The following is a 16,225-nucleotide window of genomic DNA, read 5'->3' as shown; positions in this document are numbered from 1 at the left end:
AGGTTTTCTTATGTTATGTATTTTGCTATGCTTTTAGTCGTTGTAAAACTCCTCACCGATATCGAACCTAAGCGAGAATCGCAAGGTGTTTTCCAATGGGTTTCTAACTTGTGAGGTGGAGAAGAGATAGGAAAGGTCGATTTGTGCTGTTTTGTACTTAAATCCGGCCCCAAGCGTAAAGAATTTTCTTGAACCTTTTTCCTCGCTCTCGTTAAAATAACCACTACGCAACATAAAAGCTTCCCTAAAGCGGTACTCAGCTCCCAGAGCCCATGTTACTTCCTTCAACTCTTCGCTGAATCCACCGGGCGCGTCCCCAAACGACTCAAAAATTCCACTAAAGAATCCGATTTGTTGGTATTCATCATTGTCCTCAATGGTAATTTGTCCGTCACCATTGAAATCCCTTGGCGTCGGCACCAATAGTTTGTTAAACTCCGTGTTGATGGCCAATATATTGTCTTGATCGAAAATAAAATCGAAGCCGCCTCCAAATTTAAGGTTGGTGGGCAAAAAGTTCTCCTGTCCGCCCTCATCGTATTGGATGGAACCACCCAAATTGGAAATATTGAAACCTGCTCTCCAACGGCCATCAAAGTTTTGATATGCGATTTCTGGGGAACGGTAAAAACCGGCCACGTCAACCGCAAAAGAATTGGCAGCTTGAGAGTCTTGCGTACCGTCCTGAAACCTTAAATTAGAACTGATAAAACGTCCAGCTACGGCCATGGAAAAGGATTGGCTCAATTTTAGGGCGTACGAACCGTCCAACGCAAATTCGTTGGGCTTAACAATGGTCGCTGTTTGGTCAAAGGTTTGTCGTAGTTCGATTTCACCCAAACCAAAATAGCGCAAGCCAAAGGCAAATGCGCTTCGATCGTTCAATTTGTTGTAAAAGTTGGCGTTCAACAAGGAAACATCGTTCACGATACTTTCCAAATACGGGGTATAACTGGCCCCGATTCCCATTTTACGGTCAGCAAATGCATATTTGGCAGGGTTCCATTGTTGGGAATACACATCGAAAGAAGTGGCAACACCCATATCTCCCATACCAGAGGCCCTTGCATCAGCCGCAATGGTCAAAAAGGGAACAGCTGTGGTGATTGCTCTTTCTTGTTGAGCGCTAAGCTGTGGTGCAATTACAAGGAAAGCAACCACGATTAATAACTTTTTCATTCTAAAATTTTAGCAATTCGTCTAGTCCTCGTTTCAATTAAAGTTTTTGAAACAGTACAAATTAAACGGTGTTTTGACAAAAATCTTATATCTCGATACATAATTTTAATGTTAATCGTCCAAAACATCAGTATTTTGGTTAAAAGGTAATAAACCACACCTGCAACTTTTCCAATCCGTTAAAAAGCATCCTTTCCATACTAATTAGTGACAAACACCGTTACAAAGATGTGGCATGTTCAGAAATGAGGCATGGCCAGAAATATTTGATGAGCACAAAATATAATGGTGAAAACATCGTTCTAATGCCATCGAAGGTTTAAAAAAATCAAAACAAGACTAAATTACCTGAATTGAAAAGCACAGGTTTTAAAGTACTTAAGCCCAAATTATGAAAAAACACTTAATCAAAGTTGTACTTTCTTGCGCCGTTGTAATGGGAGGTTTTTCCAGTTGTAAAAACTCTTCTTCATCCAAGAATGTTTCCAGAGCCACTGGATGGAAAATCAATGCCAAAGAAGGCGGATTTCAATACAATTCTGACTTCAAGGAGCAAGAAACGCCTCCAGGGACCGTATTTGTAGAGGGTGGAACGTTCACCAAAGGTAAAGTCCAAGATGATGTAATGCATGATTGGAACAATACACCGACGCAACAGCACGTCCAATCTTTTTATATGGACGAAACCGAGGTTACCAACGTAATGTATTTGGAGTACTTGGATTATTTGAAAGAGGTTTACCCTCCCGACAATCCAACATATGCCAATATTTATGAAGGAGCTCTTCCTGACACTTTGGTATGGAGAAACCGATTGGGCTTTAACGAAACCATGACCAATAACTACCTAAGGCACCCTGCCTATGCGGAATATCCTGTAGTGGGCGTAAACTGGGTTCAAGCGACCCAATATGCCGAATGGAGAACCGATAGGGTGAACGAGGTGATGTTGGAAAGGGAAGGATACCTTGCCGAAGATGCCAAATACAAAGTATTGAACGGCGAAATCAATGGCACCTTTAGTACAGAGGCTTACCTGAACAATCCAGAATCTGTTTATGGTGGTCAAATTGATTCCTTGCAAGGAAAACAAAAAAGAGATTCCATCAACACCTTTGCCAAAAGAAGCAGCGGTGTGATTATGCCAGAATATAGACTTCCTACGGAAACGGAATGGGAATATGCCGCACAAGCACTTGTGGGGACCAGGGAGTACAACAACTATAGAGGTAGAAAAAAATATCCTTGGGAAGGTGACTACACCCGTAATGGACAACGCGTAGGTCGTGGAGACCAATTGGCCAACTTCAAACAAGGAAAAGGAGATTACGGCGGTATTGCAGGATGGTCCGATGACGGCGCCGACATTACTGCGCAAGTAAAATCATACAAGCCCAACGATTTTGGATTGTACGACATGGCCGGAAACGTAAACGAGTGGGTGGCCGACGTCTATCGTCCTATTGTGGATGACGAAATCAGCGATTTCAACTATTACCGCGGTAACGTCTTCATGAAAAAGGCAATCGGTGAAGATGGAAAAGTTGAAATCTTGGAAGACAAAATTGTTTACGATACACTGCCCAACGGAAAAATTGTAGCCATCAACCTTCCCGGAGAAATCAAGGAAGTACCGGTAACTGAGGAGGAAACTTATTTGAGAACCAATTTCGATAAGAGCGATAACCGTGGATTTAGGGATGGTGACCCAGGTTCCTCCAGATTCTTTAGCCGTTTTGCGGATGAGGACGACAACCAAAGAATGTACGATGCCCCTAAACACAAGGTAGAACGTAACGAAGATGGTGAATTGGTTCGTCAATATGATGAATCCAACTACAGGACTTCACTGATCAACAACGAGGTTCGCGTGTACAAAGGTGGTTCTTGGAGAGACAGGGCCTACTGGTTAGATCCTGCACAACGTAGATATTTGCCACAGTATATGGCAACCGACGATATTGGCTTTAGATGTGCCATGTCCAGAGTGGGATCAAAATCAAGATCCAACAAAACAGTACGTCACAAGAAGGCAAGATAAATTATGAGATCATTTTAAAAGCCCCGGCCCAAAAGGTCGGGGCTTTTTTTTTATCTTCGATTTATGACATTGGAAGAGTTACACGCTCTATTTTTGGAGCATCCCACAATTTGTACGGACACACGGAAAATCACCGAAAACTGTCTGTTTTTTGCCTTAAAAGGCCCAAATTTTAACGGTAACGCCTTTGCGCAGGAAGCTCTTAAAAAGGGAGCCGCTTACGTTGTCATTGACGAAGAATCCTTCGCCGGTGACCGATGCATCGTTTTTGATGATGTATTGAACACATTGCAGCAACTGGCCCAATTCCACAGGAAACAGTCCAAGGCGAAGATTTTATCGTTGACGGGCAGTAATGGGAAGACCACTACCAAGGAGCTTATCAATGCCGTGCTCTCCAAAAAATACAGAACCGTTGCCACCAAAGGCAACCTCAACAATCACATTGGGGTTCCCTTGACCTTGCTTTCCATTCAAAACGACACCGAAATCGCCATTGTGGAGATGGGGGCCAATCACCAAGGAGAAATCGAACTATTGAGCAGTATCGCACAGCCCGATTTTGGGTATATCACCAATTTTGGCAAGGCCCATCTTGAAGGTTTTGGCGGCGTGGAAGGGGTGATTCGGGGAAAAAGCGAGCTTTACGCCCATTTAATGGCCGACAATAAATTCATTTTTCTCAATGCCGACGACCCCATCCAGAAAGAAAAACTACAACACTATACCAAAAAAATTGGTTTCAGCACAACCGACCCCACCTATTACAACATACAATATCTGGGCGCAAACCCCTACGTATCCATCCAAGTAGAGGGCATGCCCATACAGACCCAACTCATCGGCAAGTATAATTTCACCAATTGCTGTGCCGCCATTCTGATCGGAAAATATTTCAATGTTCCCTTGGAAGCTATCAAACAGGCCCTGGAACTCTATTCCCCTCAAAACAATCGCTCGCAAATCCTATCCAAAAACGGTTATGATATTGTGTTGGATGCCTATAACGCCAATCCCACAAGCATGAAAGCTGCATTGGAGAATTTTGTGTTGATGGCCGCGGACAAAAAAGTCCTTATTTTGGGGGACATGTTCGAATTGGGCAATACCGCGAAGGAAGAACATCAGACGATTGCGGATATGGTAGAGAAATTCCAGTTTGATCAAGCGTATTTGGTGGGCGAAAATTTTCATGCCACCGAAACGTCGCTGCCCACATTCCCTTCTTTTGATGATTTAAAAAAGTATCTCCAAAGAAATCCTTTGGAAAAAGGAGCCGTTTTGATAAAAGGTTCTAGGGGAATGGCTTTGGAGCGAGTATTGGATTTGCTATAGAAAAGAAAAGTGGGATATACTGGATTCGAACCAGTGACCTCTGCCCTGTCAAGGCAGCGCTCTAAACCAACTGAGCTAATATCCCATTAAAATCGGGCTGCAATATCGGAAATTAATCCCAATCTCCATACTCTGCGGAGTTCTTTGATGTCTCATGCAGGGTAATATGCAACAATTGCCCTTTTTTAAGCTTCGGCTTTAGAATATCGTAGATTACTTTAACGAAATATTCCGTGGTCGGGAGCAAATTTTCAAACTCTGGGCAATCCTCGTTCAAGTTTTTGTGATCAAAACGCTCCTCTACCTCATCCTTGATCAAAGCACCCAAATCAGCCAAATCCATAACAAAACCAGTATCGGGGTCCACTTCACCCTTAATTCGTACCTCAAGGTCAAAATTATGACCGTGAAAGCTTGGGCTGTTGCATTTCCCGAACACTTCTATGTTCTTTTCCTTGCTCCACTTGGGATTGTGGAGCCTATGGGCAGCGTTAAAATGGGCTTTTCTGCAAATTGTCGCAATCATGCTGCAAAGTTAAACCCTTTTTCTGCAATCCAAATTAGGGAGCCAAAAAATTCTTCAAGAGTAGCAATCTGTTTCATTTTGCATTGAAATTGAGACGCGTAATTCCTAACTTTAGGCAAATCGCTAAAATTTTTGAGGCTTAAACACATCAAACAATATCTAAAAATAAAATCATATGAAAATCACCTATTTGGGCCATGCTTCCTTTTTAATTGAAATGAACGGAAAAACAATTCTGTTCGACCCCTTTATCTCTGGCAACGAAATGGCCAAGGAAATTGACATCAACAGCTTAAAGGTCGATTATATTTTTGTGACCCATGGGCACCAAGACCATGTACTCGATGTGGAGACCATTGCAAAGAACAACCCAAAGGCGAAGTTGGTTTCCAACTTTGAAGTGGTCAGCTGGTTCGCGGAAAAGGGGATTGACGGACATGGAATGAACCATGGCGGAAAGTATGCCTTCGATTTTGGAACGGTAAAATATGTAAGCGCTATCCATTCGAGCATGCTGCCCGACGGAAGCAACGGTGGAAATCCTGGCGGTTTTGTGCTCTATGATGACTCCCATTGCATCTACCATGCGGGCGATACGGCCTTGACCAAGGATATGGAATTGATACCCATGACCTGTCCCAAACTGAACATCGCTATCTTGCCCATTGGCGATAATTTTACCATGGGATACGAAGATGCAACCATTGCCAGTAATTTTGTCCAATGCAATCAAATTATCGGATGCCACTACGATACCTTTCCTCCCATCAAAATTGACAAAACCAAGGCCGTGGAACATTTCGACAAGAAGGGCAAAAAACTGATGCTGCCTGATATTGGGGAATCCATTTCCATTTAAAGACTCATGAGGCTATCTAAAATGCGGTAATATTTGAACTTTGTTTGGTAGATTGCAGAGTAAGATTTTGATTATCAACACATAAACCTTAAATCCTTGACTGCCTGCCTGCCGCAGGCGGGCGCTCGAACTGACAGGTAAACTGCTTTTAGATAGCCTCATTTCCTATGCTTTCATCGCCATTTCTGAAACAATGGTCGATAACAAAAGCCCCATAACTTCCATGATGGGTAAGGCTTACAGAAAGTAGTTGTTTCCCATTGGTCAATGACGGAACTCCCATTTTGTTCTTTTTTAGTTGATAGGAATCATCAACACCATGGAGGAGCCTTGTCTTTAGTTCTTCACTTTGCTCCCTTTGTCCCGTACATTTGAACTTTATGATGGCAGATCCTAAGCTTTGTGGATTCAACCTCGCTTCGGAGAGAATGTAATGGAGTGTCTCCTTGGTTTCAACATAACATAGAAAGTCCTTGAATTTGACCAATCCCGACTGATAGGTGACCTCGCATTCGAACCCCAAAGGATTGTAGAATCGGCTGGGATATATTTGGGTATATAGTTTATAGGCAGCCTCTTTCATACTCCATAACCGCCAGACCATTAGAAAGGGATTTTCGGCACCCTTAATGTATCCCTGTTCGTTTGAGGTAAAGATTTTGTCCAAGTATCGAGGACGTTGCCAATTAGAAGTGCGCCGCGCTTCATTTAAATCAACAAGGTCGTTGCCCACCATTACTTCCCTATTTTGGAGGTGACAATGTTCATGGCCGACTTTACATCCAGCATTTGTTCCATATCCTCGTTTTCCAACCGGATATCAAATTCGTCCTCAATATCCAAGATAATGTCCACTAAATTGGCCGAGTTGATTTTAAGATCATTCACAAAATCTGTATCCTCGGACAAGTTCTTGAAAGCTTCTTCATCTTGGATATATGGCTTAATGATGGGTTTTAATTTGATAATGAGTTGTTCTCTGTCCATAGCTTTTTAATCGGTAAGTTAAGGTATAAATCGCTTAAATAAAACACAGGCATTTACATCGCCAAAACCAAAACTGGCCTTGGCCACCACCTCAACTTTGTGATGTAGGGTTTGGGTAGGCACTTTGGAAGTGGCAATCATTCCCTTGATATCCTCGTGGAGGTCGTCACAATTGATGTTCGGCGCCAAAAACTGTTCCTTTATCTGAAGGATACTGGCCACACATTCAATAGCGCCTGCCGCGGCCAAGCAATGCCCGATCAAGGATTTGGTGGAATTGATAAAGGGAAAATCCTCACCCTTTCTACCCAATGCCTTGGTCCAGTTTTCAATTTCCAAAGGGTCTTTAGCAGTGGCGGTAAGATGTCCGTTGATGGCATCCACTTCATTTGGGTTTACCTCCGAATGAGCAAGGGCGTTTTTTATGCAGCGTTGCACGGCTTCTGCATTGGGTGCCGTTAACGTCCCCCCTTGGCGTTGCCCTCCTGAGTTGACCTCACCCCCCAGAACTTCAGCATAAATCGTTGCACCACGTTCCATTGCAGATTCCAAAGATTCCAACACCAGTGCCCCTGCCCCACTTCCGGGCACAAAACCGGATGCCGAGCCACTCATGGGCCTGGAACCTTTTTCCGGTTCATCATTATGCTTGTAGGTCATCACCCGCATGGCATCAAAACCTCCCCAAACGTAAGGCCCATGGTCGCTGCAACTGCCTACCAGCATGCGCTTGGCCCTTCCGTGGGCAATACGGTCGTATCCCATTAAAACTGCTTCGGTTCCCGTAGTACACGCCGACGAGTTGGTAGTGACCTGATTTCCCAGCCCCATCATACCTCCCAAATACGCACTAACGCCACTGCCCATGGTCTGCAGCACCACGGTACTGCCCAATCGTCTTACATTTCCGTCATCCAATTGGTAAATGGCCTCCCTAAATTTATCCACACCCGATGTTCCCGTTCCAAAAATGAGCCCAGAGCCATAATCCAGTTCGCTTGCTGGGTGAACCTCCAATCCAGCATCTTTCCATGCATCCACACCTGCAATGCAACCATATAAAATACCAGAACTATTAAAGCCCCTTAGCTGCAATTCCGTAAAATAATCGGATTTCAATTCCTCAGTGATATGTGGGATGCCTCCAATTTGGCAAGAAAAGTTGAGTTCTTTTAATTGTGGATGGAATGAGATACCGGAAGTTCCATTTTTAATCGCTTCCGTGAACTGTGGAATACCAACACCGTTTGGTGCAACTACTCCCAATCCTGTGATGACAACGCGATGCTTCATACCTTCAACATTCCTGAAATTATACCTCTTGCGACAAGCTCCTCCTTCTCGTTCAGCATTTTTACCTTACATTTTAACTTGTTGAAACGAAACACCTCCTTTTCCGAGTGTACAACAACCTTTTGTCCGGGCAATACGGGTAAATAAAAATCCATTTGATGGGAGGTTAAGGCAATTTGTGGTTTTTGTTCATTGCCCAATTCATCCTTAATCAAATACACTCCCAAACAAACCAAACCTATTTGCGCCATACACTCCGTAATAATCACTCCTGGAGTAATGGGGTTGTTCTTAAAATGGCCTTTATAGAAGAATTCATCCTTTTTAAAGGTATAGTGCCCCGTGATGTAATGTTCAGAAATGGCCGTAATCCCGTCCACAAACAAAAATGGGGATTGATATGGCAATAATGCTATGATTTCTTCCGCCTCCATGTTACACCAAATGTTCGCCACCATCCACAGGAATCACCGTTCCCGTGATCCAAGCGGCTTCGTCTTTCGTTAATAAATACACTGCATTAGCCACATCTTCAGGAGTGGTCAACCGTTTATTCGGATTTCGTTTTAAGGTATGTTTTATGATTTGATCGCTCCCGGGAATCATGCGCAAGGAAGTGGTGTCCGTAACCCCTGCTTGAATACAGTTGACCTTGATACCGAAGGGTGCAAACTCCAACGCCATATTTCTACTAATGGCCTCGAGGGTAACCTTGGCTGCCGAAACGGCCGCATAGCTACGCCAGGCTTTGGAATTGCCTTCGCTGGTAAAACTGATGATTCGGGCGTCAGTGGCAAACAAATCAGCCTCAAAAATCGATTTGGTCCAATCGTACAAACTTATCCCCATCGCTTGGATGGTCAAGGTAAAATCATCGTGCTTAAGCTCCGGTTCCCCTTTTGACACCATGGGTTTGAGGTTGCCCTTGGCCACACTGTGCACCATAACACGAATTTTTTGTTGAGTCCCCAAAACCGTTTTCAAATCTTGGATCAAGGTCTCCCTTTTCTGCGGATTAAAGGCATCCGAGTTAAAGGCCTTGAATTGAACACCTTCCTGCACTATTGTTTCAAATTCCTTTTGAATGGCTTCCTCCTGTATTCGGGGACCACGGTACACAATGCAGATGTTCATGCCGTGTTGGGCTAATTTCTTTGCCGTTGCCAACCCCAGTCCGCTACTGCCTCCGAGGATTAAAGCCCAATAATTTGTATCTGTAAATTCTTTCATCTTACCACTCCAATAAAATTCGTTGCGCAGAAAACCCAGGTCCAAAACTCAGCATGATGCCCTTGTCCCCTTTGGGCAATTTTCTGTCCATAAATCGTTCCAACACATACAGTACCGTGGCACTGCTCATATTTCCGTACAATCTCAAAACCTCTTTGGTGTCATCGATATTTTTCCCCAAGGCACCGAACAGATCTTCTACGGTTTGGACTATCTTTTTTCCCCCGGGGTGAAACACCAAATGATCAATATGTTCAATGGTCAGTCCGTTTTGTTCCAAAAAAGGATGAATGATCTTTGGGAAATGATCCGTAATGGTCTGTGGAACGGATGGGTCCAAAACCATTTGTAGGCCCGTGTTCCGAAGTTTAAATCCCATCATATGCTCTGCATCAAAAAAATGATACATCGCCTCATCCTTGATTTCTGGCCCTTCCTCATTTTCATGGGAGGACAGAATGACACTGGCACATCCATCACCAAAGATGGCCGCGCTTACAATATTGGCCATCGAATAATCATCCAATTGAAAGGTTGCTGTCGGGGATTCCACAGCAATTACTGCGGCCCGCTTGTTGGGATTGGCCTTTAAAAAATTCTTGGCGTACAAAATCCCAGAAATTCCCGCAGCGCATCCCATTTCGGTCACAGGCAGCCGAACAATATCCTGTTTCAGTTTTAAACGATTGATCAAATAAGCATCCAAAGAGGGAATCATAATGCCCGTGCAGCTCACCGTGATGATGTAGTCCAAATCCGTTGGCTTTAATTGGGCCTTGTCCAACGCCTTCAACAAGCTCTTTTCTGCCAATTTTATGGATTCTCGCACATAAATGTCGTTTTTTTCTTCGAACGAGGTCTTTAAAAAAACCTCTTCGGGCGCCATAATGGAATAGCGCTTATCCACCGCGGCGTTCTCAAAGATCTTAAGGACTTTCCGTTTAAAACGCTCCTCCTGTCCTTCGAGCCAAAGTTCAACGTATGGTAAAATGTCCTTGGTTTCCCTGCTATATTTTGGTAGTTGCTTTGCAACGGATGTTATTTTTACTGCCATTTAGGGTTTAATTAGCCATTGGTAGCGGAAAGCCCATTTCCAACTAATTTTTGAGTTTAGATTGAGTTGATCTGATATCTGTTCGATTTCCTTGCGCTTGAAGGCCCGCAAAATGGACGTCAATCCGTCCTGCACGATCATGTGGTTCGATATTACCGTTCCCAATAATTTGAACAAGCCATACGCCAATCGATTTCGATGCAGGTCGTTAACGACCACCCCTAATTTAGCCTTGGTGGACATCAGCTGCAACAGCGATCGAATTTCGGTCTCATCCAAATGGTGCAGAAAGAGGGTGGAGAGGACAATATCGTACTCCATGGCTTGGAACGCTTCGGAAAAAACGTCCAGCTTCCTAAACGACAGTTCATTATAAGCCTCCGATAATTCCTTCGCATAATCAATCGCATCTTGATTGGCATCAATCCCGATCAGCCGGAAGGAGTAGTCATGCTTTCGCCCATAATCCGCTATCAACCTCAAAATATCTCCATGACTGCATCCTATGTCAACAATGGTGTACACCTTTTCCTTGGGTTGATGTTCCAATAGTTGGCGAAGACCATTCAAGGTCACACGATTGCCGCCCAACCATTTATTTATGGTGCCGAGCTTATCCAAGGTATCACGGAGCAATTCGCCCTTCATGGAAAAATCGTCCATTAATTCTGCGTCATTGCTCCTCGAAGTGGTATCTACAAACAGGCTCATTGAGTTTTCATCGGTTTTCCGTGTGTCATCCTAATGATTGACGGGAGCAAAAAAGGTACGGCTCTTAAAACTAAGAGTATTTTTGGTGCGAGCCAATCCTGTCTGAACAAATAGGCAATAAAATGCCCAACTTTTAACCTAAAACGGAATGTTCTTTTCCATGCCTTGGCATACGCTCGCTCCAATGCGGACCTTGTTGCAATTTTCTTTTGAAGATAGGGAATAATAAGATCAGATGCCAATTGTGCACTCCGGATGGCCATGGCCATGCCGTTGCCGCATAGCGGATGAATCATACCTGCCGAATCACCGCACATGATCATATGGTTTTCGATGGGGTTTTTGGTCGCAAAAGAAATTTGGCTAATGGTCAGGGGTTGTTCAAATTCGGGGGTTGAATGTTGAAAAACCTCCTTGAGCGCCTTGTTTTGAAATAAGACCTGATCTTGGAAGTCATCGATATCTTTGTAGGTTTTGAAAGCGACGTAACTAGTGATATAACAAAGGTTGATGTGATTCTTCTCCACCTTGGAAACACCGCAATAGCCTCCCTTAAAGTTATGCAGTGCCACCTTATTGTTCGGAAAATCTCCTGACACATGGGTTTTCACGGCCAAATATGGAGATTTTTCTTGGATGAACGCACGTTGGAACTTTATATCCAGATTGGACCGCTTGCCAAAGGTGCCCAAGGTGATTTTTGAAGTGAAACTTTGACCCTTTTTGGTTTGAACCTGAAATATATCATCCTTAAAAAGGACATCGACCACTGTGTCTTGGACCACCGAAACACCTTGCTGAACCGCTAGTCGATATAGCTGATGATCCATTTCGTACCTACTGATACCGAATCCGCCCAACGGTAATTTTGCCTTAATCACTTTATTGTTGTGTGTAGTGAGCTCAAAGTCGGTAATGCGCTGGGCACCGAATTGAAAGGGATCAAAACCAAGATAGTTTAGATAGGGCAAAACTTCATTGGAAATATACTCCCCGCAGACCTTATGCTTGGGAAAACTGTCTTTTTCGATAATCAGTACCCGAAACTGATGTTTTGCCAAGTGAATGGCACTGGTCAACCCGGCCAAACCACCTCCTACGATAATAACGTCATATTGTTGGTCTGTCATTTAAAATCCTTGATGTCCTGGTGTTTCGGAGAGCATTCTTTTCCTGTAGACAACACCTCTAGCAAATCTTTTACAGTAAATGTAAGGAATAAACCAGTGCTTTAGGTTTTGAAAATACCTTAGTTCGCAAAAGCAGTTTGAAGAAATAGGAGAATTTTTGGTCAGGTCTAAAAACAAAAAAACCTTCGAAAAATCGAAGGTTTTTACTTGGTGGAATTATTTTTTTATTTGATACTTAAAGTCAGGTACGCCTCGTAAGAATAATTTATTATTCGAGAAGACTCCCTCCTGCACGAATTCATTCCCCCCAGTCAATTCCGAAGATATATGATATGCATAATACACATATTCCAAATTTAGGTCACCTATTTTTTGTGGTTGAACAAAGAACTCACCCTTATATTTTTCAGGAACTAGAATATCATATACTGAGTCATGATTTTCATCAAAATATTTAAGTAAATATCTTTTATTTGCCTCAAGTACCAATGCATTATTTAATGATTGGAACTGGAATTCCCCAACCTTAGTGATTGATATATTGAAAGTATATAGTGGAGAAAGGTCTCTTATGTAGCTTGAATCCCCCTCAAGTTGAAAAAGTTCAATCTCATAACTACCTGTGGCAGCCATAATACCGCCAATATCCGTGATTTCCATATCAAACATTGGTTCAAATATGTAACCCCGAGAGGTCGCGGAAGAAATTTCATAATCAAGATTGAATTTTGAAATGGGTTCAATTAAAATTTCACTATCCTGATTGACAAAGCTTTCTATAAACCCCATATCCACCGGGCTTGATTCACTATCATTATTATTGCAAGAAATGGTTATTAGTAGGGAAAGAAAAAATAGTTTTCGCATTGATATTAGATATTGTATGGTTGTTGATTAAAATTTGATACACACTGCCCACTGATTGACATTCCATCATAGGGCTCAACATCAAAGTATTTTATATCCCAGCCTAAAATTCACGTTTGAATTGTCAACAGAAACACTGTTCGAAACATTTTCCGCGAACATTCTGTTACTGAAAAAGCGCGCTTCTGCAAACACCTTTTTATACTCTAATCCAATTCCAAAAAATTCTGATCCGCTATTCCTTTTAAAATTCTCCTCAATTAATGATAAATCAAAGGTTAATGAAAAGTTGTTCACAGTTTCTACTGTAATCCCTGCATTAATAACCAGATTTAAATTTTTAACTGTTGGAATATAGCCTCTAGCACCAAAAAAGACCGTGTTATTGTTAAAAGAAAGCGTAGCTGTTTGGGTAATGTCTTCCACTGAAGTTTGGATGACTACAGATTCTGAAACCTCTGACTTGATACTATAACCGGAAAATATGCCCAACTTGTTGTTTAACACCAATAATTCCAACTCTGCTCCCAATATTGATCTTGATATGTCGTCAAATGAAGGATTTAATGTGGCAACATTGGGAAATTGATAACTCACACTGGTTTGTTCCAAACCCCCGAATACGGTAATGTGCAACTTGGCCTTACTCCTTATTTTCTCGGTGTAACTAATGCTGTTGGAATTGCTCAATAGGTTGTACTTAGAGATTATTTTGGAGAGTGATTTTCTTGAATAGCTCAATCGTTCCAAATCCTTTTGCAGTTCACTACTCTTATCAGAAAACAAAAGACTCAATTGTTGTTTATAGTGCTCATTGATACCAACACGATTTCCCGACACCAAATACTTTTTAAAAACCAATGCTTCAAAATCTCCATCCGCCTTTTTAACATAAAATCTGGTTCCATTTGAAAATTGATACTCAAACAAAGAAATCGTGCCCTCGATCAATTTTCTAAGTGCTATGGATTTTTTTTCAAATATTGGCTTTTTATCTCTGGTCAGGTTACCAATTTTATCTGAACTCAAATCCAAGTCCACTTCGCTAATGACGAACTTGATATCGTTTCCTATGCCAAATTTGGTGAGTCTTGATATTTCTATAACTTGTTCAGGTGTTTCCGGATTTGTTTTAAAGTATATTCTTTCAGGGTTATTGTTCCAATTTTGGTTTTTGATTAATCCAAATTTGTTTTCCCCATTTGCGGTTACGATATAGCCATTTTCATACTGGGAATGAATGGTTTGGAAAAATAAGAAGATACATGTTAAAAGGATGGTATTGCGCATTCGATTTAAAGATTTAATTGATTATGGTGAATATTCAGCTAAAAACATAGTGGTTGCCTATCCGAATCATGGCACAACTCGGTCTTATATTTCCTGCCATTAAGATTTTTATTGATTTAAATTTTCAATTCGGCTTTAATGAAAGGTGGTATATCATGAGCTATTTACGTCAACCTGTTTGAGTATAAATGCATATAACAAGTTACTGTCGGAATTGCTTGTTTTAATTTTTATAAATGTAGGAATTTTCTATTTATTAAAAATTCAATTTTCGGTAAAAGGATGGAATAGTGGTCAATTGGTCATGATAAACCAAACTTCATCTTAGGGGTAAAAAAAGATCTAAATGGTAAGCCAATTAAGCGTACCGAAAAAGTAAACTCTTAACTCGTTTTATACTGAAAGTTCAATTAAACGGCGCCTTTAAAAAACCTAATCAAAAATCTGAAATCGATAAGAAAGCAAGTAAAACAAAGTTTTCGCGCTGAAAGCTTCCCCTTAACTAATACTACCGAGCGAGGCAAATGCCACTACAAATGCCGTTACTTCATTATTTTTTCAACAAAATGGAATTGCCCATAAAAATCAATTTTTAACAAACCGACTCAATATGGGCTTCTACAAAGGAAAGAGAATCATTAGCGAGTCTTAAAAGAGTAAAGAAAAAATCCTTGGCCAGGTCTTAAAACAAAAAAACCTTCGAAAAATCGAAGGTTTTTTACTAGGTGGGCGCTGAGGGATTCGAACCTTCCCTGTTAACCCTTATATTTACAGAGTTTATCCTTGCTTATGCTTTAACTGCTAACCGAATTACAGACCACTTAACGCATTCGCCTTTCGTGTAATTCAAAATTAAACAATAAAAATTAAACACCCCCCCTCGAATAACCGTCAATATAAAATCCATAGATTTTTAGAAAGGCTATAATCACTAAAAGGAAAAAGGCACCAACTTGGAAAGGGACAGAGACTTTCAAAACCCATCCAAACATATTGCATATATCATTTGTGGGCGAGGTCGATGCACTTTCTTTTGGCTTGAACAAACTTACCAAAAGAAAGCAAAAATCTTGAATTCATGACTGCCCCAGCAGGTTAAATACATTGTTAGCAACTGGCTTAATTTACTTGTAAATTTTTCGAGAAATATATTCGTCTATGCCCCTTTGGAAAACCTTTTATCTCACCGATTGGTTTATATCCATTTTTAAGATAAAAAATCTCAGCTTGGAAATCAAACGTATCCAATATTGAAATTTTTGCTCCTTTGTCAGTGGCTATTTTTTCTACGTGTTTTAAAATTTTAGTTCCTATTCCCTTTTTTCGGTACTGCTCTTTTACCCATAGAATTTTTATCTCAAGACCATTCCAATATCCAATACCAGCCAATATTCCGCCAATTTCGATTCCTTTACCATTCTTAGCTACAAACTCCAAAGGAGTCCAGACGTCAGCAACTGCTGGAACTTTACTCAAGTTGTATTCATTAATTCCGTCAATGATTTTCTTTATATCATCCTTGTCACAATTTTCAATAGTGAAATCTTTTTTCATTTCTATATGAGTGATTTAGCTTGTTACTGACATTCCGTTAAACATAATGACGTTCTGGAGTTTAAATAAGGTGAATTCACAAATAATGCGAAAGAGAACAAGAATGTTATCAAATTGCTTTTAGATACTTTTGGAACGGATTTTTAACGGTTTAAAAGTAAGGCTGACG

Annotated in this window: 16 protein-coding genes and 1 tRNA gene; 3 read left to right on the top strand and 14 right to left on the bottom strand. The window is 41.4% G+C overall.

The window, feature by feature from the left end; all coding sequences use genetic code 11:
• Positions 1–33: 33 nt before the first annotated feature.
• Positions 34–1,179, bottom strand: coding sequence for a type IX secretion system outer membrane channel protein PorV (gene porV / locus RBB12_RS14375; RefSeq protein ID WP_306014621.1), 1,146 nt, complete (start codon positions 1,177–1,179; stop codon positions 34–36).
• Between the two features lie 391 nt (positions 1,180–1,570).
• On the opposite strand from porV, the gene gldJ reads away from it, so the two are divergent.
• Entirely contained in the window at positions 1,571–3,220 is a 1,650-nt protein-coding gene (gldJ, locus tag RBB12_RS14370) for a gliding motility lipoprotein GldJ (RefSeq protein WP_293282694.1), read from the top strand.
• Between the two features lie 63 nt (positions 3,221–3,283).
• Positions 3,284–4,555: a UDP-N-acetylmuramoyl-tripeptide--D-alanyl-D-alanine ligase gene (murF, locus tag RBB12_RS14365; RefSeq protein WP_306014622.1), complete on the top strand. Its 1,272-nt coding sequence runs from the start codon at positions 3,284–3,286 to the stop codon at positions 4,553–4,555.
• 10 nt (positions 4,556–4,565) lie between these two features.
• On the opposite strand, the gene RBB12_RS14360 is transcribed toward murF, so the two are convergent.
• Positions 4,566–4,640, bottom strand: a tRNA-Val gene (locus RBB12_RS14360).
• Positions 4,641–4,667: 27 nt separating this feature from the next.
• Complete coding sequence (locus tag RBB12_RS14355) at positions 4,668–5,081, bottom strand: 6-carboxytetrahydropterin synthase (protein WP_179384539.1); 414 nt, start codon at positions 5,079–5,081, stop codon at positions 4,668–4,670.
• Between the two features lie 175 nt (positions 5,082–5,256).
• On the opposite strand from RBB12_RS14355, the gene RBB12_RS14350 reads away from it, so the two are divergent.
• Positions 5,257–5,940: a metal-dependent hydrolase gene (locus tag RBB12_RS14350; RefSeq protein WP_306014623.1), complete on the top strand. Its 684-nt coding sequence runs from the start codon at positions 5,257–5,259 to the stop codon at positions 5,938–5,940.
• Between the two features lie 148 nt (positions 5,941–6,088).
• Here RBB12_RS14350 and RBB12_RS14345 read toward each other — a convergent pair whose 3' ends face one another.
• From RBB12_RS14345 to RBB12_RS14295, 11 genes are all read right to left on the bottom strand, one after another.
• The gene (locus RBB12_RS14345; RefSeq protein ID WP_306014624.1) at positions 6,089–6,676 is read right to left on the bottom strand and encodes a 4'-phosphopantetheinyl transferase superfamily protein; all 588 of its coding nucleotides are present in this window, start codon (positions 6,674–6,676) and stop codon (positions 6,089–6,091) included.
• Positions 6,676–6,927 (bottom strand): acyl carrier protein, encoded by a 252-nt coding sequence (locus RBB12_RS14340; protein ID WP_306014625.1) that lies wholly within the window; start codon positions 6,925–6,927, stop codon positions 6,676–6,678. The genes RBB12_RS14345 and RBB12_RS14340 overlap by 1 nt, the downstream gene beginning before the upstream one ends.
• Positions 6,928–6,945: 18 nt before the next feature.
• A complete protein-coding gene (locus tag RBB12_RS14335) occupies positions 6,946–8,220 on the bottom strand; it encodes a beta-ketoacyl-[acyl-carrier-protein] synthase family protein (RefSeq protein WP_306014626.1) in 1,275 nt (424 codons plus the stop codon).
• Complete coding sequence (locus tag RBB12_RS14330; RefSeq protein ID WP_306014627.1) at positions 8,217–8,654, bottom strand: 3-hydroxyacyl-ACP dehydratase FabZ family protein; 438 nt, start codon at positions 8,652–8,654, stop codon at positions 8,217–8,219. The genes RBB12_RS14335 and RBB12_RS14330 overlap by 4 nt, the downstream gene beginning before the upstream one ends.
• Position 8,655: 1 nt before the next feature.
• Positions 8,656–9,450: an enoyl-ACP reductase gene (locus tag RBB12_RS14325; protein WP_306014628.1), complete on the bottom strand. Its 795-nt coding sequence runs from the start codon at positions 9,448–9,450 to the stop codon at positions 8,656–8,658.
• A gap of 1 nt (position 9,451) precedes the next feature.
• Positions 9,452–10,504, bottom strand: a complete 1,053-nt coding sequence (locus RBB12_RS14320) for a type III polyketide synthase (RefSeq protein WP_306014629.1) — start codon at positions 10,502–10,504, stop codon at positions 9,452–9,454.
• Positions 10,505–11,215: a methyltransferase domain-containing protein gene (locus tag RBB12_RS14315; RefSeq protein WP_306014630.1), complete on the bottom strand. Its 711-nt coding sequence runs from the start codon at positions 11,213–11,215 to the stop codon at positions 10,505–10,507.
• Entirely contained in the window at positions 11,212–12,345 is a 1,134-nt protein-coding gene (locus RBB12_RS14310; protein ID WP_306014631.1) for an NAD(P)/FAD-dependent oxidoreductase, read from the bottom strand. Before RBB12_RS14310 ends, RBB12_RS14315 begins: the two co-directional genes overlap by 4 nt.
• A gap of 216 nt (positions 12,346–12,561) precedes the next feature.
• On the bottom strand, positions 12,562–13,212 hold the full coding sequence (locus RBB12_RS14305; RefSeq protein ID WP_306014632.1) for a hypothetical protein: 651 nt from the start codon (positions 13,210–13,212) through the stop codon (positions 12,562–12,564).
• Between the two features lie 81 nt (positions 13,213–13,293).
• Positions 13,294–14,502: a hypothetical protein gene (locus RBB12_RS14300; protein ID WP_306014633.1), complete on the bottom strand. Its 1,209-nt coding sequence runs from the start codon at positions 14,500–14,502 to the stop codon at positions 13,294–13,296.
• Positions 14,503–15,621: 1,119 nt separating this feature from the next.
• On the bottom strand, positions 15,622–16,056 hold the full coding sequence (locus RBB12_RS14295) for a GNAT family N-acetyltransferase (protein WP_306014634.1): 435 nt from the start codon (positions 16,054–16,056) through the stop codon (positions 15,622–15,624).
• Positions 16,057–16,225 lie beyond the last annotated feature (169 nt).

This window comes from Allomuricauda sp. MMSF_3307 (assembly GCF_030733585.1).
In the GTDB taxonomy this organism is placed as follows: Bacteria; Bacteroidota; Bacteroidia; order Flavobacteriales; family Flavobacteriaceae; genus Flagellimonas.
Note: the sequence above shows the minus strand (reverse complement) of the source record. Positions and strands in the feature narration are given on the sequence as shown.

What these genes read in the sequence shown, in the direction of transcription:
- RBB12_RS14350 (WP_306014623.1), top strand. Translation starts at nt 5,257, where the DNA reads ATGAAAATCACCTATTTGGGCCATGCTTCCTTTTTAATTGAAATGAAC.
- RBB12_RS14335 (WP_306014626.1), bottom strand. Translation starts at nt 8,220, where the DNA reads ATGAAGCATCGCGTTGTCATCACAGGATTGGGAGTAGTTGCACCAAAC.
- porV (WP_306014621.1), bottom strand. Translation starts at nt 1,179, where the DNA reads ATGAAAAAGTTATTAATCGTGGTTGCTTTCCTTGTAATTGCACCACAG.
- RBB12_RS14330 (WP_306014627.1), bottom strand. Translation starts at nt 8,654, where the DNA reads ATGGAGGCGGAAGAAATCATAGCATTATTGCCATATCAATCCCCATTT.
- RBB12_RS14340 (WP_306014625.1), bottom strand. Translation starts at nt 6,927, where the DNA reads ATGGACAGAGAACAACTCATTATCAAATTAAAACCCATCATTAAGCCA.
- RBB12_RS14300 (WP_306014633.1), bottom strand. Translation starts at nt 14,502, where the DNA reads ATGCGCAATACCATCCTTTTAACATGTATCTTCTTATTTTTCCAAACC.
- RBB12_RS14345 (WP_306014624.1), bottom strand. Translation starts at nt 6,676, where the DNA reads ATGGTGGGCAACGACCTTGTTGATTTAAATGAAGCGCGGCGCACTTCT.
- RBB12_RS14320 (WP_306014629.1), bottom strand. Translation starts at nt 10,504, where the DNA reads ATGGCAGTAAAAATAACATCCGTTGCAAAGCAACTACCAAAATATAGC.
- RBB12_RS14315 (WP_306014630.1), bottom strand. Translation starts at nt 11,215, where the DNA reads ATGAGCCTGTTTGTAGATACCACTTCGAGGAGCAATGACGCAGAATTA.
- RBB12_RS14295 (WP_306014634.1), bottom strand. Translation starts at nt 16,056, where the DNA reads ATGAAAAAAGATTTCACTATTGAAAATTGTGACAAGGATGATATAAAG.
- RBB12_RS14310 (WP_306014631.1), bottom strand. Translation starts at nt 12,345, where the DNA reads ATGACAGACCAACAATATGACGTTATTATCGTAGGAGGTGGTTTGGCC.
- gldJ (WP_293282694.1), top strand. Translation starts at nt 1,571, where the DNA reads ATGAAAAAACACTTAATCAAAGTTGTACTTTCTTGCGCCGTTGTAATG.
- RBB12_RS14355 (WP_179384539.1), bottom strand. Translation starts at nt 5,081, where the DNA reads ATGATTGCGACAATTTGCAGAAAAGCCCATTTTAACGCTGCCCATAGG.
- murF (WP_306014622.1), top strand. Translation starts at nt 3,284, where the DNA reads ATGACATTGGAAGAGTTACACGCTCTATTTTTGGAGCATCCCACAATT.
- RBB12_RS14305 (WP_306014632.1), bottom strand. Translation starts at nt 13,212, where the DNA reads ATGCGAAAACTATTTTTTCTTTCCCTACTAATAACCATTTCTTGCAAT.
- RBB12_RS14325 (WP_306014628.1), bottom strand. Translation starts at nt 9,450, where the DNA reads ATGAAAGAATTTACAGATACAAATTATTGGGCTTTAATCCTCGGAGGC.